Raw genomic sequence first — 22,025 nt, 5'->3', positions numbered from 1 at the left:
CGAATAGAAAAAAGGCCGCAACAGCGGCCTTTTAGTTATTAATAGTGCAGTGTAATTACTTCGCGTCTAAGAAGCTTTTTAGTAAGTCTGAGCGAGAAGGATGACGTAATTTACGTAACGCTTTCGCTTCGATTTGACGAATACGTTCACGTGTTACGTCAAATTGTTTACCTACTTCTTCTAATGTATGGTCTGTGTTCATATCGATACCAAAACGCATACGAAGTACTTTCGCTTCACGGGCCGTTAAGCCAGCTAATACGTCGTTGGTTGCGCCACGTAGCGATTCCATCGTTGCAGAATCAATTGGCGAATCAATGGTCGTATCTTCAATGAAGTCACCTAAGTGCGAATCTTCATCATCACCGATTGGCGTTTCCATTGAAATAGGCTCTTTCGCGATTTTCAATACCTTACGAATTTTATCTTCAGGCATTAACATACGCTCAGCTAATTCTTCTGGATTAGGTTCGCGACCCATTTCTTGTAACATTTGACGAGAAATACGATTCAGCTTGTTGATCGTCTCTATCATGTGCACAGGAATACGGATAGTACGCGCTTGGTCTGCAATTGAACGTGTAATTGCTTGACGGATCCACCATGTTGCATAAGTCGAAAACTTATAACCACGACGATACTCGAACTTATCAACCGCCTTCATTAGACCAATATTACCTTCTTGAATAAGGTCTAGGAATTGTAGTCCACGGTTGGTATATTTTTTCGCAATCGAAATTACAAGACGTAGGTTAGCTTCTACCATTTCCTTTTTCGCACGGCGAGCTTTCGCTTCACCAATGCTCATGCGGCGGTTGATGTCCTTAATACGTTCAATACTTAAACCCGTACTTTCTTCGATAGCGCTTAATTTTTGGATACAGCGAATGATCTCAGGTTTTACTTCTTCAAGCTTAACTGAGTGTTTATCGTTAGCTGCAATTTCAAGGTCGATCCAGCTAGTATCTGTTTCATTATTAGCAAAGTGCTTAACAAACGTTTTCTTTGGAAGCTTAGCAATTTGAACCGCTTGCTTCATGATAAGACGTTCTTGAACACGCACTCTGTCCATCATTTCGCGCATGTTATTTACCATGCGGTCAAACTGTTTTGGAACTAGCTTAAATGTTTTAAATAATTCGCCGATTTCGGTAATAGCAGCTAATGAGTCAGGATGAGAGCGACCTTTTTCTTCAAATGTATCACGCGCTTTATTATAAAGATCACGTAGATTTTCGAAGTGAATGCGTGCTTCTTCAGGATCTGGTCCTGTATCAGCTTCATCATCATCACCGTCGTCATCATCATCACTGTCTTCATCGTCGCTATCATCGTCTTCTTCGTCTAACTGTTCTTCGTTTAACTCAGAACCGATATGCGTTGCCGAAATTTGTGATTCGTCTTCATTATTAGGATCGAAAAAGCCTGAAATAATGTCGCTTAAGCGCATTTCTTCAGCTTCAAATTTATCCCACTGCTCGAGTAGGTAAGTAATTGCTTCAGGGTATTCAGCAACTGAAATCTGAACTTGGTTGATACCTTCTTCGATACGCTTAGCGATTACAATTTCGCCTTCACGCGTAAGTAGTTCAACAGTACCCATTTCACGCATGTACATGCGGACAGGGTCAGTTGTTCGACCGATCTCTTTTTCTACAGTCGCAAGTGCAGCGGCCGCGGCTTCTGCTGCGTCTTCGTCTGTCGTTGTTTCTTGCATCATTAATTCATCGGCATCAGGTGCGTTTTCACTTACCTTGATACCCATATCATTAATCATGCTAATGATATCTTCTACCTGATCTGAGTCGATAATGTCTTGTGGAAGGTGATCATTAACTTCTGCAAAAGTTAAATAACCTTGCTCTTTACCTTTTTGAATCAGAAGCTTTAATTGTGACTGAGGAGTTGGATCCATAGAGATTTATTCTTCCACTCTGAAAGTTGATACAACAGGCGCCAGCTCGCTTTATAAGCGAAACGAAAACTAACTAGACGCAGTGAATAGCACAGTATAACAGCATAATTCAAATCTGACTAGCTGTTGCTGCCTTTTAACGCTTGTGTCAGTAAGTGACACTCAAGACGTTCTTCGCTTGTTAACCCTTGGGTCTTGTCTTTTATTAATAGGGTCTCTAGTCGATAATTTAAACACTGGTCTTCAATAAATTTAAAAGTATTTTTAAAAACAGTTTCTAAACGATCGTCATTTATTTGATGTTGCCAAGTTGCTAATTTAACAAGGGCATCATACTGCGCACTATCACGAAATGACTCAAGAATTTGTGCCGTGGTTATTCCTGGTCGCTCTAGTGCTAAGTGTTGGATATGCAAAAAAAGTTCAATACCGGCAATTTTCATTTCTGCCAACTCTGGCATATAAGCAATGCTGGTCGCTAAGTTTGGATGTTGCAATAAAATACCGATTGCTTGGCGCATTGGCGTGATTTTAAATTTACGTTCAATTGCATGTTGCTGCTTTGGTGATTTTACGCGGTTATTTAACTGTTCTCGCGTTCGACCAATTAAGCGGCCAAGGTGTTCTAAAATATTCTCTTGGTAAAAATCACTGGGAATTTTTTCAATCAGCGGCAGGGCATCACTCAGTAATTTTGCTTTACCTGCATCCTGGGTTAGGTCAACCTCTTGGCTGAGCTTATTAAAGAGCACTTTACTAAAATCATCTGCGTCATTTAATCGTGCTTCAAAAGCGTCTTTGCCTTCTTTTTGTACCAGCGAGTCTGGATCTTCACCGTCAGGTAGAAATACAAATTGTAATGACTTTCCATCTGCAAGGTAAGGAAGTGCATTCTCAAGTGCACGCCAAGCAGCATCGCGACCAGCACGGTCACCATCGTAACAGCAAATCACTTTATCTGTGGTTCTGAATAATGTGTGCATATGCTCTGCGGTGGTTGCTGTACCAAGGGCTGCAACGGCATATTCAATGCCTTGTTCAGCTAAAGCAACCACATCCATATAGCCTTCAACAATTAAAATATGTTCCAGTTTTTTATGAGCTTGCTTAGCTTCGTACAAGCCGTAAAGTTCAAAACCTTTATGGAAAATACGCGTTTCTGGTGAATTGAGGTATTTAGGCCCTTGATCTGCTTGCATTACACGGCCACCAAACGCGATTACCCGACCGCGTTTGTCGCGAATAGGGAACATGAGTCGGTCACGGAAAAAGTCAAATTGGCGACCAGGCGACTTTTCAGAGGCAAGCTTTAACTCTACTAGCTGTTCTTTTTGCTCTTTATTGCGGCCTAGTTGCTGACACAGTGCTTCCCACTCACTCGGGGCATAGCCAATCATGAATTTTTTTGCTGTTTCGCCACTTAAACCACGACCTTTAATATAATCAATCACGGTTTTAGAATTAGCATGATGCTTTAGTTGATGCTGATAAAAGCGTGCAGCATGGAGCATTAAATCGTAATCAGAGCGCTTTTGTTCAGCGGTGCGTTGCGGACCTGAGCTTGTGCCTTGCTCGCGAGGTACGTCTAAATTGAGCATACTCGCTAATTCTTCGATAGCATCAACAAATTCTAGTTTGTCATATTCCATGACAAATGAAATGGCATTACCATTCGCACCACAGCCAAAGCAATGATAAAACTGTTTATCTTGGGAGACGGTAAAAGAAGGGGTTTTTTCGTTATGAAAAGGACAGCAAGCTTGGTAGTCTTTTCCCGCTTTTTTTAGGCCAACTTTTGAATCAATTAACTCAACAATATCGGTACGAGCGAGTAAATCATCAATAAACTGTCGAGGGATTTTTCCGGCCATGGCTGTTGTTTTTTCCTGCACTATTTTTGCATTTAAAGTAAGATTTGAACACAAAAGGTGATTATATAAAAGCTCAAAAGCAAGAAACCGAGCACTAGGCTCGGTTTGCTTGAATCATACATCTGTATGTGGGGGTTAGGCAGTTAATCGTTGCTTGATTAAGCCAGAAATCTTACCTAAATCGGCACGACCTTCAGCTTTGCTTTTGATCACTCCCATTACCTTACCCATGTCTTGCATACCCGCTGCGTTTGTATCAGCAATAGCCGAGTCAATAAGTGCTATGATTTCTTCTTCACTCAATTGTTGAGGTAAGAATTCTTCAAGAGCTTTAATCTCATTGGCTTCAATTTCAGCTAAATCTTCACGACCCGCATCAATATACTGGGTGTAAGAGTCGCGACGTTGTTTTACAAGCTTCACTAAAACAGCGGTAATACCGTCGTCGTCTAGCGTGATTTGCTCGTCAATTTCACGTTGCTTGATTGCAGCAAGTACCATGCGGATAGGCTTAAGACGTTCTTTGTCTTTTGCCTTCATCGCATCTTTTTGCGCATCTTTTAGCGTTAATAAAAGGCTCATTTATACAAGACCAAATACTGATTAGTATAATTTAACGCGACGTGCGTTATCGCGAGAAAGCTTCTTCATGTGACGCTTTACTGCAGCAGCTTTTTTACGCTTACGCTCAGCTGTTGGTTTTTCATAGTGCTCGCGACGACGAACTTCTGAAAGGATACCTGCTTTTTCACATGAACGCTTGAAGCGACGAAGTGCTACGTCAAACGGTTCGTTCTCTCTTACTTTAATTACTGGCATTAAAAATTCACCTACCTAAATAATGAGCGTTGCTCAAGTTGATCGAATAACGATCAAGTGGTTCAAAAATGGTGCGGTATTGTAATCCGAAGCAACACCACATGTAAAGGATAATATTAACAGAAACTGGGATGGCAAAACAGCGTTAATTTGTCGCGCGTTGATACAAGCGACAAATTACTTGCCCAGCAGTTTTTTCTTTTAATAGCAACCAGTTACTAGGAGTCTCTAGGCTTTTTAGTTCGCTTTCAACTTCCACATAAATTAACGCTTGCTCAGTTAACCATTGATTTGATTCGAGTAATAAACAACTTTTTTCGGCCAAATTTTGGCGAAATGGTGGGTCAACAAAAACTAGATCAAACTGTTTATTTTCATCATTATTATCTAATAGCGCTAGGCTATTACCCTGTTTTACAGTGGCATTATCAAGTTGCAAAGTGGCTATGTTGTTGTTTAGCTGTGCCGCTGCGCTTTTATCAAGTTCAAAAAAGACCGTATGTGCAGCAAACCGAGAAAGCGCTTCAAAACCAAGCCCTCCAGAACCAGCATAGCAATCAAGTACGCTTGCACCTCGGGTATCTTGCATTAACCAATTAAACACGGTTTCCTTTATTCGATCCGTTGTTGGGCGTAAGCCTTGTACATCTTTGACCGGAAGTTTTCTACCGCGAAATTGACCACTAATGATACGAATAAAGCCATGGCTTGATTTATTGCTTGTCGCTTTAATTTGGCGATTAGGTGTTGATTTTTTTCTCATTTAACTCACTAATAAATGGTAACTGATACCTAGCTCAGATAATATTGTGCTTTATAGCTAGTGTGTCATTTTTCTACTGCACTAAAAGTGTTACTATTAGTGTCTTAGCGATAGATGGTACCCGTTTTGGTTTGGCTGAAAGTAGCTGAACTATCACCAACCTATTATTCATGTAAGTTTATCAGATTTTTATAAGTGGTTATTAGCAAGTATGGCAAAAAAAAATAAATTCTTGTCTTGGTTTGGTTTTGGCAAATCAGAAAAACAACAAACAGAGCAAGCAGCAAAAGAGGCTGATAACCAGAAGCAATTAGAAGAACAACAGCGTATTGAAGCCGAAAAGGCGGAAACTGAACGCTTAGAGCAAGAGCGCATTGCAGCAGAAAAAGCGGAAGCTGAACGTTTAGCTCAAGAGCAGCAAGCGGCAGAGCAACAACGTCTGGAACAACAAGCTCGTCTCGCTGAGCAAGAAGCAGCAATGAAATTAGAGCAAGAACGCGTTGCCGCTGAAAAAGCAGAGCGTGAAGCTGAGCAAGCTGCTGCTGAAAAGGCGCAGCGTGAAGCCGAGCAAGTTGCAGTAGAGCAGGCAGAAGCAGAGCGTGTAGAGCAAGAGCGTATTGCAGCAGAAAAAGCACAAGCTGAGCGTCTAGAGCAAGAACGCATTGCTGCAGAAAAGGCAGAAGCAGAGCGTTTAGAGCAAGAACGCATTGCTGCAGAAAAGGCAGAAGCAGAGCGTTTAGAGCAAGAACGCATTGCAGCAGAAAAAGCACAAGCGGAACGCGTTGAACAAGAACGCATTGCAGCAGAAAAAGCACAAGCGGAACGTGTTGAACAAGAACGCATTGCTGCTGAAAAGGCGGAAACTGAGCGTGTAGAACAAGAGCGCATTGCTGCAGAAAAAGCACAAGCGGAACGCGTTGAACAAGAACGCATTGCTGCTGAAAAGGCGGAAGCTGAGCGTGTAGAACAAGAGCGCATTGCAGCAGAAAAAGCACAAGCGGAACGTGTTGAACAAGAACGCATTGCTGCTGAAAAGGCGGAAGCTGAGCGTCTAGAACAAGAGCGTATTGCAGCAGAAAAGGCTGAAGCTGAACGTTTAGAGCAAGAGAAAGCTGCACAAGCCGCAGCTGAAAAACCAAAGAAAGAAGGTTTCTTCGCACGCCTTAAAAAAGGTCTATTAAAAACTCGCGTTAATATTGGCTCTGGCTTTGCCTCTATCTTTAGTGGTAAGAAAATAGACGATGAGTTATTCGAAGAACTAGAAACACAGCTATTAACAGCAGATTTAGGTGTTGATACAACAATGAAGTTGATTGATAACCTAACTGATGCAGCGGATCGTAAGCAGTTAAAAGATGGTGATGCTCTTTATGAGTTAATGAAGCAAGAAATGGCTGATATGCTTAAAACTGCTGAGCAGCCGTTGGTTGTTTCAGGTGATAAAAAGCCATTTGTGATCTTAATGGTGGGTGTCAATGGCGTTGGTAAAACAACGACTATCGGTAAACTAGCGAAGCAATTCCAAAGTGAAGGTAAGTCGGTCATGTTAGCCGCAGGTGACACCTTCCGTGCTGCTGCTGTTGAGCAGCTACAAGTATGGGGTGAGCGTAACAGCATTCCGGTCATTGCTCAGCATACTGGCGCAGACAGTGCCTCAGTTGTATTTGATGCTTTTCAAGCGGCAAAAGCACGTAATGTAGATGTGTTAATCGCTGATACAGCAGGGCGTTTGCAAAATAAAGATAACCTTATGCAAGAGCTTGAAAAAATAGCCCGCGTAATGAAAAAAATAGACCCTGATGCGCCGCATGAAGTCATGTTAACAATTGATGCGGGTACGGGTCAGAATGCGATTAGCCAAGTAAAACTTTTTAATGAATGCGTTGGTTTAACTGGTATCACATTGTCTAAGTTAGATGGTACGGCAAAAGGTGGGGTCATCTTTGCTGTAGCAGATAAGTTTAATATTCCAATTCGTTACATAGGTGTTGGTGAGGGTATTGACGACCTGCGCACTTTTAACAGTAATGACTTCATTGATGCGCTGTTTAGCCAAGATGAGGACGATGCATAACTAATTAAAAAGGGAGTTAACTCCCTTTTTAGCTGTAAGATGATTGATAATTAAAATGATAAATTTTCAGCAAGTCAGTAAAACCTATCCGGGGGGCCATCGTGCCCTTGAAAAAGTCAGCTTTCATATTAAGCCTGGCGAGCTTGCTTTTTTAACAGGCCATAGTGGTGCTGGTAAAAGTACTTTGTTAAAGCTCATTAGCCTCATGGAGCGCCCATCAGCAGGGCAGGTACTAATAAATGGTGTGGATTTAAATGCCGTTAAGTCACGCCAGGTGCCGTATATTCGTCGTGATATTGGTATTATTTTTCAGAACCATCGCCTTTTAGAGCGTTATTCTGTATTTGATAATGTTGCCTTACCGCTTGTGATTGAAGGAACGCACCACAAGCAAATTGCTAAACGTGTTCATGGTGCATTAGATAAGGTTGGCTTGCTCGATAAAGCTAAATGTAGCCCTGCTACTTTATCTGGTGGTGAACAACAGCGTGTAGGAATAGCCAGAGCGATTGTTAATTCGCCACCAATTTTATTAGCTGATGAACCAACAGGTAATTTAGATCCTGAGCTTTCAATGGATATCCTGCGCTTATTCGAGGATTTTAATCACCATGGTACAACGGTATTAATTGCAACTCATGATATTGGCTTGATTGCCCGTATGCGTTACCGCAGCCTCACGTTAAAGGATGGTCGAATGATTCAAGATCCGTTAGCGGAGGAAACACTATGAGCTTATTATTCAAAAGTCGTTCAAGCCAAACAGAGGGACAACAAAAATCACTTTTTGCTTCGCCTTACTTTTTTATAATGAACCTTATTCGACAAGGTGTGCACAGCCTCGGTGAAATGTGGCGAACACCTCTTGCATCACTGATGACGATTGCTGTTTTAGGCTTGAGTTTAACCTTACCGGCCACTTTGTATTTAGTGGTTAAAAATGTATCTCAAGTGAGTAGTGGTTTTGAAGACGCGGCAGAAATTTCGTTGTTTGTTAAAGAAAGTATGACTCAGCAACAAACGCAAACCCTAGTGAAACGTTTAGCTCTTTATCCTGAAATCGATAAAGTGGAGTTTATTTCAAAAGGGGATGCACTTACTGAGTTTAAACAGGTATCTGGTTTTGGCCAAGCACTGGAATACCTTGATGCAAATCCACTGCCTGATGTTGTTATCGTTACGCCTACCATTCGTCACCGTCAACCAAATGCAGCAGAGCAATTACTTAAAAAACTAGAGGCTGAGCGTGAGGTTGATTTTGGTAAGCTTGATATCGCGTGGCTTGAACGTTTGAATGCACTATTAAGTTTATTAAAAGAGAGCGTCATCACTATTGCCCTACTATTATTAACCTCTGTTACTTTAATCATTGGTAATACTATCCGTTTATCGATAATGGACAAAAAAGAAGAAATTCAAGTGATGAAGCTTGTCGGTGCGACAAACACCTTTATTCATGCGCCATTTTTATGGACAGGGGTGTGGTACGGTATTATTGGTGGTTTGTTCTCTTTTATTTGTGTTGCTTTAATGATGTGGTGGCTAGGCAGTGCGGTTAGTGAAGTGGCGGGCGTCTATGAAACCAGCTTTGATTTAATCGGTCTGACAATGTCGGAATTCGGCGTTTTAGTTGCACTTGCAACAGCACTCGGCTTTGTCGGGTCTTACTTATCAGTTAGCCGCTATATAAAAGAAATAGAACCCGATAAAGTATAACAATAAAGTGTAACAATTCGTTGTTACACTGCTCTATTAGCGCTAAATAAAGTAGTAATTAATTTATCGCTTTTTCAATCAAAGCTAGAATTCACCGCATATTCAGCGTGTTAGCGTAAACTAAAAATAGATAAAAAAACCACTTGATCTGAGGTTCAAAAAAGTTTTTAATTGAAATTAGCACTCTCGCTTAAAGAGTGCTAAGATGGTTTTAAAATGTTTATCACTGAGGTGAAAAATGAGTAAAGATTTATACGCAATGGCACTTACTGTAGGTCAACAAAGCGCAAGTATGGATGGCTATCTTCAAGCTGTTAGCACCATTCCTATGCTTGATGCTGAGAAAGAAAAACAGTTAGCGACACGTCTTCAGGAAGAAGGTGATCTTGATGCTGCAAAGCAACTCATTATGTCACATCTTCGCTTTGTTGCTCACATTGCAAAAAGCTATTCAGGCTATGGTCTACCGCAAGCCGATTTGATTCAAGAAGGTAACATCGGTCTGATGAAAGCGGTAAAACGTTTCGACCCAAGTGTCGGTGTTCGTTTGGTCTCATTCGCAGTACATTGGATCAAAGCAGAAATTCACGAATACGTATTGAAAAACTGGCGTATCGTGAAAGTTGCAACAACAAAAGCGCAACGTAAGTTATTCTTCAATCTACGTAAAAACAAAAAACGTTTAGGTTGGTTCAACCAAGCTGAGGTTAGCACCGTTGCAAACGAGCTGGGTGTTAGCGAAAAAGAAGTACGTGAGATGGAATCACGTATGAGTGGCCAAGATATGGGCTTCGATTTAACGGGCGACGACAATGATGACGCACCGACAAGCACATACTCGCCAGTACAGTATTTAACAGATGGCAGTGCTGACCTTGCTGATGATATTGAAGAGCAGCAATGGCAAGAGCAATCTCATGCACGTTTATTTAGCGCATTAAAAACCCTAGATGAGCGTTCGCAAGATATCGTTAGTGCGCGCTGGTTAGCGGATGATAAAGCAACACTGCAAGAGCTTGCTGAAAAATACAATGTGTCAGCTGAGCGTGTTCGCCAGCTAGAAAAAACAGCGATGAAAAAGCTGCAATCAGCAATGAGCTAATAGCGATCGCTATAGCAAACCATCTCTAGTAGACTACAGAGCCTCGCAAATGCGGGGCTTTTTGTTTTAAGGACGCGGTATGTCACAGATTGATTATCAACATGTATTAGATGAAATAACCAAAGAAGTTCAGCCATTACTGAGCCAAGGTAAGGTTGCTGACTATATTCCTGCGTTAGCAGAGGTTGAGCCAAATCAGTTCGCTATAGCGATTCATACCGTAGACGGTCAAACTTACTGCGGTGGTGATTGTAGTGCGCGTTTTACTATTCAATCAGTTTCTAAAGTGATGACCCTGACTTTAGCGCTTCAGCGTTATGGGGATGAATTATGGCAGCGAGTAGGTAAAGAGCCTTCTGGTACAGCGTTTAACTCATTGACCCAACTTGAGTTTGAACATGGCATCCCGCGTAACCCATTTATTAATGCTGGTGCCATTGTGACATGTGATGCGCTTTACAGTCGACTGTCTGCACCGATGCATTCTATGCTTGAATCATTTCGGCAGTTATCAGGGAATCCAAGCGTCATAATCGACAAAAAAGTGGCTAACTCTGAATATGAGTTTCGTCATCGCAATGCGGCCATGGCACATTTAATGAAATCATTTGGTAATTTTAATAACGAAGTAGATGATGTCTTATGGGCTTATTTTAATTTCTGTGCCATCGAATTGAACTGCGTTGAATTAGCAAAAGCTTACAATTATCTCGCTAATCAGGGCAAAGATGCCAACGGCAATAAAGTGCTGAGTGCAAGGCAAAATAAACAACTTAACTCGTTACTGTTTACCAGTGGTTTATACGATGCAGCGGGGGACTTTGGTTACCGTGTCGGTATGCCCGGAAAATCAGGAGTATCTGGAACAATCTTAGCAGTACTACCTAATCAGTTTACGGTTGCGGTATGGGCACCACGTTTAAATTCATATGGTAACTCAGTGGCTGGGATAGCGGCCCTTGAGCGCTTATCCCAGAAACTGGATATTTCGATTTTTTAGTCGCGATTACTGCTCCCAGTATACTTGCTCTAAACAATCTTCACGTTCAGGTAAGCCACGCGATAAACGTGGTGAGTGCTGAACAAGCACTTCATAACTTGCACGGTTAGCGTATTTACTAATTTGTGCAAGCGATGAGTACGTCATAGCAGGTTGCTGATGCTTCGCTGAGTTTGCCACATTGAGTTTGTGGTAAACGTTTGCTGATAAATCATGTAATACCGCAGCAAGCGCACAATCACCTGCACCGTTTGTGTTTTTGATGCTATCAGGACCACCCATAAACGGTGCGGTATGGCTATAGGCACGAATAGGGTTTTGGCAGTCATCTTTGCGCATTGCGCGCGAAAACTCGTAACGGTTAAAATCTGCGATTGCACCTGGTAGAAGCGGGTATTCTGTTTCGCGCTTGAATGAATCATCTACATAACCGGCCATAAATAAGCCTTTCTCGCCAGCTGTGCATATCACTAAGTCAGTCCAATCAAGGGCTTTATCTGCTGCAAGAAGCGGATCTTCAAAACCTGTAATGGCGAGACCTTCTTCCTCGTTCATCGCAAGAATATCAACATGTTCTTTAACAAATTCAGCCCACCAAGTAGGGTCTTGTTCAATTAAGAACTTAGTGCCGAGTGTTAATACCACAGGGACACCTGCATCATTGGCATACTTAACAGCCTGCATTGTTGCGTCGGTCATGGTTTCATCGCCTTGTGTACGCATTAAGTAGGCGCTGATCACCAGTGCTGAAGAGTTCTCAATGAGTTCTTTATCAATTGATTCAGGGCGAAGGTGGTTCATAAGGCCTGCACTAATGGCGAAAGTACGTTCACCCGTTTCGTCAATCAAGGTAAAGCAGCGACCGATGGGTCCGTCAACCGGTTGTAAGTAATTAAGATCTACGCGGCTAGAGGTATTACATAAAAAGCGGTATGCATAACTACCAATTTTGATATTTTCACTCATCACACCAAGTAGTACTGAGCGGTCATCAGCAAGTGTTGAGTAATTGTGCATTGTGTTGCCAATAGTGCCACCAGCGAACTCATAATCGACCATATTATTGAGCTTTAGGCGGTCGTATAGGGCATTGGTAATATCGTTATCAATGACTTGCGACATACCACGGCGCAATTGAAATTCATCAAGGAAAGCTTGATCAACTTTAGCTTCAATGTCGACCACAATTTGATCGATACCGGTTATATAACTACGTTGTAGTCGTTCCGTTGAGTTGAGTTGATTAGTAAGTGGATCTTTAGCTTCCACTGGAAAATAATGTTTATGCCTGCGGCGTCCAGGAAATTTCATTTGCTACCCGTGTATTGATATCAATTGCAAATTGTAAATCAACAAATTTACCTAGTTGAATTGCTATTAGCGAAATAAAAAAAGCGCGAGATTATAGCGCAATATGGGTCCGTTGAGCCATGAAAAAGCCACTAAAATTTGCGTTAATTTTTAAGTGTAGCAGTATTTATTGCCCTTTTTATTGACTAACTAGGTATAATTACTCACAGTTTTACAAGTTTTGTGTGATTTATGAGCGAACAATATAGTGACGAGTATTGGATGGAAAAAGCCCTCACTTTTGCAAGTAAAGCAGAAGCGATTGATGAAATTCCTGTTGGTGCAGTACTGGTAAAAGATAATCAACTCATTGCTTATGGTTATAACCGCTCAATTACTGATAATGACCCCTCTGCTCATGCTGAGATGATGGCTATACGTGAAGGGGGTAAAGTACTTAATAACTATCGTTTGATTGATTGTACTTTATATGTGACCTTAGAGCCTTGTTCTATGTGTGCAGGATTGTTAGTGCATAGTCGTATCAAACGTTTGGTATTTGGTGCTAAAGATGCAAAAACAGGATCTGCAGGGTCAATTATGAACCTATTACAAGAACCAAGACTAAATCATCAAGTTGAAGTAACCGGTGACGTAATGAGTGAACAGTGTGGCGCGGTAATTTCAGCGTTTTTTAAACGCCGTAGAAAAGAGAAAAAAGCGGCGAAGCTTGCTGCTCGCAACGCCTAGTTAAACAACCGGCGTTGCTGGGGTTTCTTGTGCTTCCATTAATTGCATGGCAAATAAACGGCGGCGCCAAATAACTTTTTTGTGTGTGTTACGTAGCATGATGCGACGGCGTGTCGCTGTAGAGTAAATCACATTACGTTTAAATTTATGTGTGGTACGTCTTCTTTTTAACATGTGAGCTCCTAAAGTGAGAGAAAGCATGGCATGAATTGGGATATTGTTCTAGAAGATAATGATCATTTGATGACAAGTAAACTGATTTCTGCTGTATTGGTTAGTTATTGTTTAACTTGTTTTGTTCAGTATTAGCAGCTTGTTGCTCATTGTCAGGTTTGCTCTGCTTGTTGTCATTATCCGGCAAGTTAGGGGCTTCTTGTTGCGTTATTGCTTCTTCATCACTCGGGTTTGAAATAGCGTCATTTTCATCAAGCCAAACTAAAGCGTCATAGTAACGACGAATGTTATCAACGTATTTCACGGCAACATCACCACGTGCATAGCCATATTTAGTTTTACGGTAATAGCGTTTTTTAATTAAAAGCGGTAAACGTTTTTTCACATCAGCCCATTTATCCGGGCTTGCACCTTCTTGTTCGGTAATAATACGCGCATCATTTACATGCCCCCAACCTACATTATATGAAGCGAGCGCAAACCATGTACGGTCAGGTTGTGGGATCCGCTCAGGGATCCAAGAGATTAGCTGGGCTAAATATTCAGCGCCACCTTTGATATTTTGCTCTGGTGCTAAACGGTTGGTTACGCCAACTTGTTTGGCAGTGGCTTGAGTTAACATCATGATACCACGGACCCCAGTAGGCGATTTAGCCTTAGGGTTCCACATCGATTCTTGATAGCTCAGTGCAGCAAGTAAGCGCCAGTCAATATTACCAGCATATTGTTCAAACCAAGGCTGGTACTTTGGTAAGGTTTCTTTAATCGCTTCGATATAGGCAAGGGTATTTACATAGTTAAATTGGCGTACATGACCAAAGTACTTTTCTTCAAGTACGTAAAGCTGGTTCGTTTGTTTTATATCGCCAAAAAAAGGCACCATTAAAGCATATAAAGAGTCATCACCATCTTTTCTTAAAACCCATGCAATTGGATCGTTTCGGGTGACCGAAAAGCCAATGCTTAAATTAGGATGGTAACGGCGAAACAGTGACAATGTATGCGAGTCAGCGAGGGTGTAGTCAATCTCACCATCAATCACAGCTTGCAACAACTCTTCTTCATCCATGTCCTCAGTTTCATTCCAGCTCAAAGTCGGGTGAAGTTGTTTTAATTGCTGTAAAGCAAGTGAGTGACTGCTTTTTGCAAGCACAGTTAAGTTGCCAGTTAAATCGTCGAATTCGCGGGGGCGGACACGGCCTTGTTTGTAAACTAGTTTCTGACTAATTGTGCGATAAGTTGGACCGAAGCGGTAATGCTTAGCGCGAATCGTATTGTACGTAAGCCCTGAAGCTATTACGTCTAAGTCGCCATTTTCTAGGCGGGTGAACATATCTGATAAGTTAAAAAAGGGCACCATTTCAAGTTCAACACCGACATAGTTAGCAAACTCTTGAGCAAGCTCATACTCGAAGCCTTGCACACCTTGTGGCGCTTGATAGTAATTACTCGCGCCGGCTAAAGTACCAACTCTAATTTTATTCTGCGCCTTGATATGAGCTAGTTGCGAAGGCTGTTGTTGCATATCGCATGCACATAACATGAGCACTAAACTAAAAATAGCGAGTAACTTTTGCATAGATTATAAATGCCCCTTAAACCATTACCTTACCGTTATAGCAAAACTTCAAAGCTGCGTCACTTGGCGAATAGTTTTATATATCTATTTTAAATTAATAAAGGCATCAAGGTTGCAAATAGATAAGTCATACAGAACAAGAACCTGCGAAAAAATAACGGGTATTAGGGTGCTCGATTGTTGCAAACGTAAAAGCGGTTATGAAGATTATTTAAATAAAAGCGCAATTTTGAGTTAAATCTAGGCGTTATTTGCACTATAATACGCGCCTAAAATATCGTTCAATCCCTAACCCCGGATGAAAATACCTATGTTGATCCTTCGTGGTGCACCAGCACTTTCCGATTTTAGAGTTCAGAAAATTTTAGCGCGTTGCCAACAGGCACAACTTCCAGTCACTGACGTTTATGCCGAGTTTATGCATTTTGCTGATCTTACAGCTGAACTTTCAGCCGATGAGCAAATAAAGCTAGAAAAGCTGCTTACTTATGGTCCAACGATTGCCGAGCATACCCCTGCTGGCACGTTAATTCTTGTAACGCCGCGTCCAGGTACTATCTCGCCTTGGGCATCAAAAGCAACTGACATCGCGCATAACTGTGGCTTAAGCCAAGTTCACCGTGTTGAGCGTGGTATTGCATACTACGTTGAAGGTCAGCTATCAGCTGAACAAACAGCTGAAGTCGCAGCGTTATTACATGACCGTATGACTGAAGCAACGCACGCGGATATGGCTGACGCAGCTAAATTATTCCGTCACGATGAACCGCGTCCAATGTCATCAGTTGACATTTTAGGTGGTGGCCGTGAAGCACTTGCTAAAGCAAACGTTGAGCAAGGTTTTGCACTTGCAGATGACGAAATTGATTACTTGGTAGAAAACTTCCAAAAGTTGGGGCGTAACCCGAACGACATCGAATTATTCATGTTTGCACAAGCAAACTCTGAACATTGTCGTCACAAAATCTTTAACGCTGATTGGACAATTGATGGCATCGAACAGCCAAAATCATTGTTCAAAATGATCAAAAACACCTACGAGCAAAACCCTGAAAACGTGTTATCTGCCTATAAAGATAACGCAGCGGTAATGAAAGGCTCAGTAGCGGGTCGTTTCTTCCCGAACAATGAAGGCGAGTACGCATATCATCAAGAAAACATCGAAATCTTGATGAAAGTTGAAACGCACAACCATCCAACAGCGATTGCGCCATTCTCAGGTGCATCGACTGGTTCGGGTGGTGAAATTCGTGATGAAGGTGCAACTGGCCGTGGTTCTAAACCTAAAGCGGGTTTAGTCGGTTTTACAGTCTCTAACTTACGTATTCCTGGTTACGAGCAACCATGGGAAACTGACTTTGGTAAGCCTGGTCGTATCGTTAATGCACTTGATATCATGACTGAAGGTCCACTAGGCGGTGCGGCATTCAATAACGAATTTGGTCGCCCTAACTTACTTGGTTACTTCCGTACATATGAAGAAAAAGTATCAAGCCATAACGGTATCGAGGTACGTGGTTACCACAAGCCAATCATGCTTGCTGGTGGTTTAGGTAATATTCGCTCTGAGCATGTTCAAAAAGGTGAAATCCCAGTAGGTGCAAAATTAATTGCACTCGGTGGCCCTGCAATGAACATCGGCCTAGGTGGTGGTGCTGCGTCTAGTATGACATCAGGTCAATCAAACGAAGACTTAGACTTTGCATCTGTACAACGTGAAAACCCAGAAATGGAACGTCGTTGTCAGGAAGTTATCGACAAATGTTGGCAGTTAGGTGATGCAAACCCAATCGCTTTCATCCACGATGTGGGTGCAGGTGGTCTTTCAAACGCATTCCCTGAGCTTGTCGACGACGGTGGTCGTGGTGGTAAATTCCAACTTCGTGATATTCCAAACGATGAGCCGGGTATGGCACCACACGAAATTTGGTGTAACGAATCTCAAGAGCGTTACGTATTAGCGGTTGCGGCAGAAGACTTCGCGCGCTTCGAAGCAATCTGTAAACGTGAGCGTGCAGAATATGCGGTAATTGGTGAAGCAACAGAAGAGCGTCACTTAACGGTTGAAGATAGCCACTTCGGTAACAGTCCTGTCGATCTTCCGCTTGATGTATTACTAGGTAAAGCACCAAAAATGCACCGCGAAGTGGAATCGAAAAAAGCACAATCGCAACCATTAGACGTTGCTAACATTGATGCTGCAGATGCAGCACAACGTTTATTACGCTTACCAACGATTGCTGAGAAAACATTCTTAATCACCATTGGTGATCGTACGGTAACGGGTTTAGTTGCGCGTGACCAAATGGTGGGTCCTTGGCAGGTACCAGTCGCCAACTGTGCGGTAACAGCCGCTGCGTTTGATACTTACCACGGTGAAGCAATGTCACTCGGTGAGCGTACACCAGCTGCACTTTTAAACTACGGTGCGTCTGCTCGTTTAGCGGTGGCTGAGTCTCTAACGAACATCGCATGTGCTAACATCGGTGGCCTTGAAAATATTAAGCTATCTGCAAACTGGATGGCTGCAGCAGGTCACCCAGGCGAAGATGCAGGTCTTTTTGAGGCTGTTAAAGCGGTGGGTGAAGAGCTTTGTCCTGCACTTGGTTTAACAATCCCTGTGGGTAAAGACTCAATGTCGATGAAAACTCAATGGGATGAAAACGGTGAACAAAAATCGGTTACTGCACCATTATCACTGATCATCACTGCATTCGGTCGTGTTGAAGATGTGCGTAAAACAGTAACGCCACAGCTACGTACTGATAAAGGTGAGTCATCACTATTATTAGTTGATTTAGGTGCGGGTCAAAACCGACTGGGTGCATCAAGCCTTGCACAGGTTTATAAGCAACTAGGTGATGTAACACCTGATGTTGATAACCCAGCACTATTAAAAGGCTTCTATGAAGCAATGCAAGCGCTTGTTGCTGATAACAAGCTACTTGCTTATCATGATCGTTCAGACGGTGGTTTATTCACTACGGTTGCTGAAATGGCATTTGCTGGTCACACGGGTGTAACAGTGGACCTTGCAGGCCTAACAGGTTCAGACATCGAAGCGCTTTATAATGAAGAGCTAGGTGCGGTGATTCAAGTGGCAAACGCTGATTTAGACGCAGTGAAAGCGGTTCTTGCTGATCACGGTTTAGCAGCTATCAGCCATGAAATTGGTACATTAAACGCTGATGACCGCGTGGTATTCACTCGTGGTGATGATGTGGTTCTTAACCACACCCGTACTGAGCTTCGTACTATTTGGGCTGAAACAACTTATCAAATGCAAGCGCGTCGTGATAACCCTGAGTGTGCTAAGCAAGAGTTTGATGCAAAATTTGATGCAAAAGACCCTGGTCTTAACGTAAAACTAAACTTTGACTTAAACGAAGATGTTGCAGCGCCTTACATTGCAACAGGTGCGAAGCCGAAAATGGCGATTCTTCGTGAGCAAGGTGTTAACTCTCACTTAGAAATGGCGGCGGCATTTAACCGCGCTGGCTTTGCTGCGGTTGACGTGCACATGAGCGATATCCTTGAAGGTCGTTTAACACTTGAGCAATTTAAAGGCTTAGTGGCATGTGGTGGTTTCTCTTACGGTGACGTACTAGGCGCCGGTGAAGGCTGGGCTAAGTCAATCTTATTTAATGAGATGGCGCGTGAGCAGTTCCAAAGCTTCTTCCACCGCGAAGATACATTCAGCTTAGGTGTGTGTAATGGCTGTCAAATGCTTTCAACATTGAAAGAATTGATCCCAGGTACTGAGCACTGGCCACGTTTCGTAACCAATAAGTCAGAGCGTTTTGAAGCTCGCTTTAGCCTTGTTGAAGTGCAAGAAAACCCATCGGTATTCTTTAATGGTATGGCAGGTTCACGTATGCCTATCGCTGTTTCTCACGGTGAAGGTCATGCTGAGTTTGCAAACAGCGATGCAATTAAAGCAGCGCTTGAGTCAGGTACTGTGGCAGTAAAATTTGTTGATAACTACGGTAACCCAACAACGCAATACCCTGCTAACCCGAATGGCTCGCCAGAAGGTATCACGGGTATTACCTCTACTGATGGCCGTGCAACGGTTATGATGCCGCACCCAGAGCGTGTATTCCGTACTGTTGCTAACTCATGGCACCCAGATGAGTGGAAAGAGGATAGCCCATGGATGCGCATGTTCCGCAACGCACGTAAAAACGTTGGCTAGAACTTAGTTATGTGCCTAGCTATACAAGCTAGGTTCATACAAGCTGTTTAAACTAAAAAGGCTGCACTATTATGTGTGGCCTTTTTGTTTATAATAAGTTAGTTGTGACTGAGTATAAGTTCAAAGGCAAGGAGAGTTTTTTGAGTTTTAAGCGAGTAAGTGTTGGGTTGCTAGGGTTCATACTGAGCATTGTGCTCTTGGCGTACCTATTCAGGTTACCACTGACATCCTGGTTCTTAACACCTATGCTTGGTAAAAGTGGCGTTGAGCTTCATTGTATTGACTGGTCATTGAGCAGCAAGCTTGATTTAAATATCGAAAAATTATGCTTAACCTATCAAGGGCAGCAAATTGAGTTAGCAGGCATTATTGCGAATAAGCAGCAGGTGACAATTTCCCGAGCTAATTTGACTGTCAGTAACTTGGCTGGCAAACAAGCACCAAACTCTACGCAAACTGAATTTAAAAAGCTTGCTCTAACATTGCCTGAGCAAAGGCCGCTGATAAGCATTCAACAGCTTGATGTCGTCTCACCGTTTACCGACAACCCTGTTAGGTTGGCAATACATGAAAAACGCCTAAATCAATTTACGGTTTCACGGGACTTTAACGCAGATGTTGCAATATCTAATTATGAAGTGAAAGCCAATATTGCCCTTGATGATAAAATAGCTGAGCGATTCATTGAGTTACCAAAAGGTAGCCATTTTACTAGCGAGTCACAGCTTAGGTTTGATGGCATTACTGTTGCGATTGAAAGCGTAATTAATGCAAGATATCAGCATGCTATAGAGCAATGTGAGCTAAGTTTCACGGCTGAAGGACAAGCAAGTGCAAAGTATCAATTAAATCAGCAGTTTATGTATGCTGATTTATCAGCTTTAAATAATCAGCTTAGCGCTAATCGCGAGTGTTTAAACAACATAGCAAATCAACAACATCAATCATTTATCAAAGCGCAGTTACCGCTTAATTGGCAGTTACAAATTGAACAACCTGTTACTATAGAAGGTGAGCGGCTATCAGCCCCAATGGTAAAACTGCTAACAACTGAAGGGCAAAGTGAGATTACAGTAAGTAATACGGCACTTTCTTTACAAAACCCGCTTACATCACTTAATAGTCAAGTTAGGGTTGATTTTATTAGTAGAGATATTGATGAACTTAAGCTCAATGCTCATTTGAATGAAAAAAGCGTTACTGCAGATTTTCAGCTGTCATTGGATTCACTCCCTACGTTTTTAGATTTTCAGGCTGATAGCATTCAGGTTAGTGGCAATTTGAGGGTTGATGAGTTGCTTTCTAAGCCCGTAGTTAAAAAACTTACCGCTGATATCAGTGCTAAAAATGCGCTTTTAGCAGATCTAAAAATAACTGAGTTTACTAGCCACATTGTTACTCAACTAAGTGATGAGCAGCACTTAAGTGCTAAACTAAGTAGTCAGGCTAAGTCTATAAACTACAATGAGATTCAAGTATTAAAAATCAATAATGAGCTCAGTGTAAATAGCGACTTAAGTGTGGGTGAGTTATTTGCCGATATTGATGCAAAAACCACAGCTGCTAAATTAATAACCCCACAAATTACCTTAAATAAGCTCTCAATAGTGACTAACGCTTTGCAAAGCCGAGCCTTACAAGCAACGCATCATGTGTTTGCCGATGGCTTAGAGGCGCTTGTCAGCCATCATATGTCCAAGGTTGCGCACCCATTTGAGTTAGTGATACCAGAACAAGCTATATCAAAGTTCAACCCTATCATCTCCCAATTCGAACCGCTCGTGACAATTACTGATGGTGTTGTTTCAGGGATCATAAAAGGCGATGTGAATTTACAGCAGGCAAAGGGGGATATTCAGATCGCAAAACTAGGCGTGCTTTATAATGACTACCTTGCTAATGACTTTGCTATAGAGATTGAAGGGGAGTTTAATTCAGGGCAGCTTAATATTGTGCCAACTAAATTTACTCTCAATGAACTGCGTGCAGGTGCCGTGGTCAAAAACATACAGGGTCAATTGCAAGTAACGGCTAATCAGCCTTGCGCAGCTAATTTGACCGGACAGGTTATGGGTGGCGCATTTGTGGTTAATAAGTTTTGTCCACTGAGAGACAACCAAACCGCGACCGTTAAGTTTGAAAATATTGATGCCAGCAAATTGGTCACCCTTGATGCTGAGTCTGGAATTAGCCTAACTGGTCGCTTAGCTGGCACTCTACCTGTCGTAATAAGTAAGCAAGGTATAGAGGTAAAACAAGGGCAGTTAGTTAATCAAGGTGATGGTAAATTACTAATCACCAATAATGCTGGTTTTGAAGCAGTAAAAGCGCAACAACAAGAGCTGAGTACGACACTTAGTTTGTTAGAAAACCTAGATATCAAACAGCTAAAGAGTAGCGTTGACCTTAAATCTGATGGTTGGTTGCATTTAGGTGTAAACTTACAAGGTTATAATGAACAACAGCAACAAGCGGTTAATTTTAATTATAACCACGAAGAGAATATCTTCACCTTATTAAGGGCACTACGCTTAAGTGACGAAATTACTCAAAAAGTTGAAAAAGAGTATGCAAAAAAAGGAAGCAATGATGGCTAAATGGTTAGTAATGCTAACGGCTTTAGGGCTTTTAAGTGCCTGTACTCACCGTGTTGAGGTGGCGGCTAAAGAGCCAATTACAATCAACTTAAACGTAAAAGTTGACCATGAGATCCGCGTTAAAGTGGATAAAGAACTTGATACCCTATTCAGTGATGACAGTGAATTATTCTAAGGAGC

The 22,025-nt window shown here is 42.1% G+C and carries 17 protein-coding genes; 9 read left to right on the top strand and 8 right to left on the bottom strand.

What is annotated here, in order from left to right:
* Window positions 1-55: 55 nt before the first annotated feature.
* The 5 genes from rpoD to rsmD form a co-directional block, all read right to left on the bottom strand.
* Window positions 56-1,915: an RNA polymerase sigma factor RpoD gene (gene rpoD, locus L3V41_RS04090; protein ID WP_062568693.1), complete on the bottom strand. Its 1,860-nt coding sequence runs from the start codon at window positions 1,913-1,915 to the stop codon at window positions 56-58.
* A 119-nt stretch (window positions 1,916-2,034) separates the two neighbouring features.
* A complete protein-coding gene (gene dnaG / locus L3V41_RS04085) occupies window positions 2,035-3,786 on the bottom strand; it encodes a DNA primase (RefSeq protein WP_237127273.1) in 1,752 nt (583 codons plus the stop codon).
* Between the two features lie 135 nt (window positions 3,787-3,921).
* The gene (locus tag L3V41_RS04080) at window positions 3,922-4,368 is read right to left on the bottom strand and encodes a GatB/YqeY domain-containing protein (RefSeq protein ID WP_062568695.1); all 447 of its coding nucleotides are present in this window, start codon (window positions 4,366-4,368) and stop codon (window positions 3,922-3,924) included.
* Window positions 4,369-4,389: 21 nt separating this feature from the next.
* Window positions 4,390-4,605, bottom strand: coding sequence for a 30S ribosomal protein S21 (gene rpsU, locus L3V41_RS04075; protein WP_002957797.1), 216 nt, complete (start codon window positions 4,603-4,605; stop codon window positions 4,390-4,392).
* Window positions 4,606-4,750: 145 nt separating this feature from the next.
* The gene (gene rsmD, locus L3V41_RS04070; protein WP_062568696.1) at window positions 4,751-5,368 is read right to left on the bottom strand and encodes a 16S rRNA (guanine(966)-N(2))-methyltransferase RsmD; all 618 of its coding nucleotides are present in this window, start codon (window positions 5,366-5,368) and stop codon (window positions 4,751-4,753) included.
* A gap of 211 nt (window positions 5,369-5,579) precedes the next feature.
* On the opposite strand from rsmD, the gene ftsY reads away from it, so the two are divergent.
* The 5 genes from ftsY to glsB all read left to right on the top strand — a co-directional run bounded on the left by ftsY (window position 5,580) and on the right by glsB (window position 11,260).
* Complete coding sequence (gene ftsY / locus L3V41_RS04065; RefSeq protein WP_237114436.1) at window positions 5,580-7,442, top strand: signal recognition particle-docking protein FtsY; 1,863 nt, start codon at window positions 5,580-5,582, stop codon at window positions 7,440-7,442.
* 55 nt (window positions 7,443-7,497) lie between these two features.
* Window positions 7,498-8,175, top strand: coding sequence for a cell division ATP-binding protein FtsE (gene ftsE, locus L3V41_RS04060; RefSeq protein WP_062568697.1), 678 nt, complete (start codon window positions 7,498-7,500; stop codon window positions 8,173-8,175).
* Window positions 8,172-9,158 (top strand): permease-like cell division protein FtsX, encoded by a 987-nt coding sequence (gene ftsX, locus L3V41_RS04055; RefSeq protein ID WP_062568698.1) that lies wholly within the window; start codon window positions 8,172-8,174, stop codon window positions 9,156-9,158. The genes ftsE and ftsX overlap by 4 nt, the downstream gene beginning before the upstream one ends.
* Before the next feature lie 238 nt (window positions 9,159-9,396).
* Window positions 9,397-10,260 carry an RNA polymerase sigma factor RpoH gene (rpoH, locus tag L3V41_RS04050; protein ID WP_062568699.1) on the top strand — a complete coding sequence of 288 codons (864 nt, stop codon included), beginning with the start codon at window positions 9,397-9,399 and terminating at the stop codon, window positions 10,258-10,260.
* A gap of 79 nt (window positions 10,261-10,339) precedes the next feature.
* Window positions 10,340-11,260 (top strand): glutaminase B, encoded by a 921-nt coding sequence (gene glsB, locus L3V41_RS04045; RefSeq protein ID WP_062568700.1) that lies wholly within the window; start codon window positions 10,340-10,342, stop codon window positions 11,258-11,260.
* 6 nt (window positions 11,261-11,266) lie between these two features.
* On the opposite strand, the gene L3V41_RS04040 is transcribed toward glsB, so the two are convergent.
* The gene (locus tag L3V41_RS04040; protein ID WP_237127200.1) at window positions 11,267-12,571 is read right to left on the bottom strand and encodes an inosine/guanosine kinase; all 1,305 of its coding nucleotides are present in this window, start codon (window positions 12,569-12,571) and stop codon (window positions 11,267-11,269) included.
* A 231-nt stretch (window positions 12,572-12,802) separates the two neighbouring features.
* On the opposite strand from L3V41_RS04040, the gene tadA reads away from it, so the two are divergent.
* The gene (gene tadA, locus L3V41_RS04035) at window positions 12,803-13,300 is read left to right on the top strand and encodes a tRNA adenosine(34) deaminase TadA (protein WP_062568702.1); all 498 of its coding nucleotides are present in this window, start codon (window positions 12,803-12,805) and stop codon (window positions 13,298-13,300) included.
* On the opposite strand, the gene L3V41_RS04030 is transcribed toward tadA, so the two are convergent.
* Both L3V41_RS04030 and mltF read right to left on the bottom strand, forming a co-directional pair.
* Window positions 13,301-13,474, bottom strand: coding sequence for a hypothetical protein (locus L3V41_RS04030; protein WP_162898022.1), 174 nt, complete (start codon window positions 13,472-13,474; stop codon window positions 13,301-13,303).
* Window positions 13,475-13,574: 100 nt separating this feature from the next.
* Window positions 13,575-15,053 (bottom strand): membrane-bound lytic murein transglycosylase MltF, encoded by a 1,479-nt coding sequence (gene mltF, locus L3V41_RS04025; RefSeq protein ID WP_237127199.1) that lies wholly within the window; start codon window positions 15,051-15,053, stop codon window positions 13,575-13,577.
* Between the two features lie 310 nt (window positions 15,054-15,363).
* On the opposite strand from mltF, the gene purL reads away from it, so the two are divergent.
* The 3 genes from purL to L3V41_RS04010 all read left to right on the top strand — a co-directional run bounded on the left by purL (window position 15,364) and on the right by L3V41_RS04010 (window position 22,020).
* Complete coding sequence (gene purL, locus L3V41_RS04020) at window positions 15,364-19,248, top strand: phosphoribosylformylglycinamidine synthase (RefSeq protein ID WP_237127198.1); 3,885 nt, start codon at window positions 15,364-15,366, stop codon at window positions 19,246-19,248.
* A gap of 140 nt (window positions 19,249-19,388) precedes the next feature.
* The gene (locus L3V41_RS04015) at window positions 19,389-21,845 is read left to right on the top strand and encodes a YdbH domain-containing protein (protein ID WP_237127197.1); all 2,457 of its coding nucleotides are present in this window, start codon (window positions 19,389-19,391) and stop codon (window positions 21,843-21,845) included.
* On the top strand, window positions 21,838-22,020 hold the full coding sequence (locus tag L3V41_RS04010; RefSeq protein WP_062568706.1) for a YnbE family lipoprotein: 183 nt from the start codon (window positions 21,838-21,840) through the stop codon (window positions 22,018-22,020). The genes L3V41_RS04015 and L3V41_RS04010 overlap by 8 nt, the downstream gene beginning before the upstream one ends.
* Window positions 22,021-22,025 lie beyond the last annotated feature (5 nt).

Origin of the sequence: Pseudoalteromonas sp. L21, from assembly GCF_021728035.1 — a bacterium.
Taxonomy (GTDB): Bacteria; Pseudomonadota; Gammaproteobacteria; order Enterobacterales; family Alteromonadaceae; genus Pseudoalteromonas; species Pseudoalteromonas arabiensis.
This window is presented reverse-complemented; position numbering and strand designations above follow the sequence as displayed.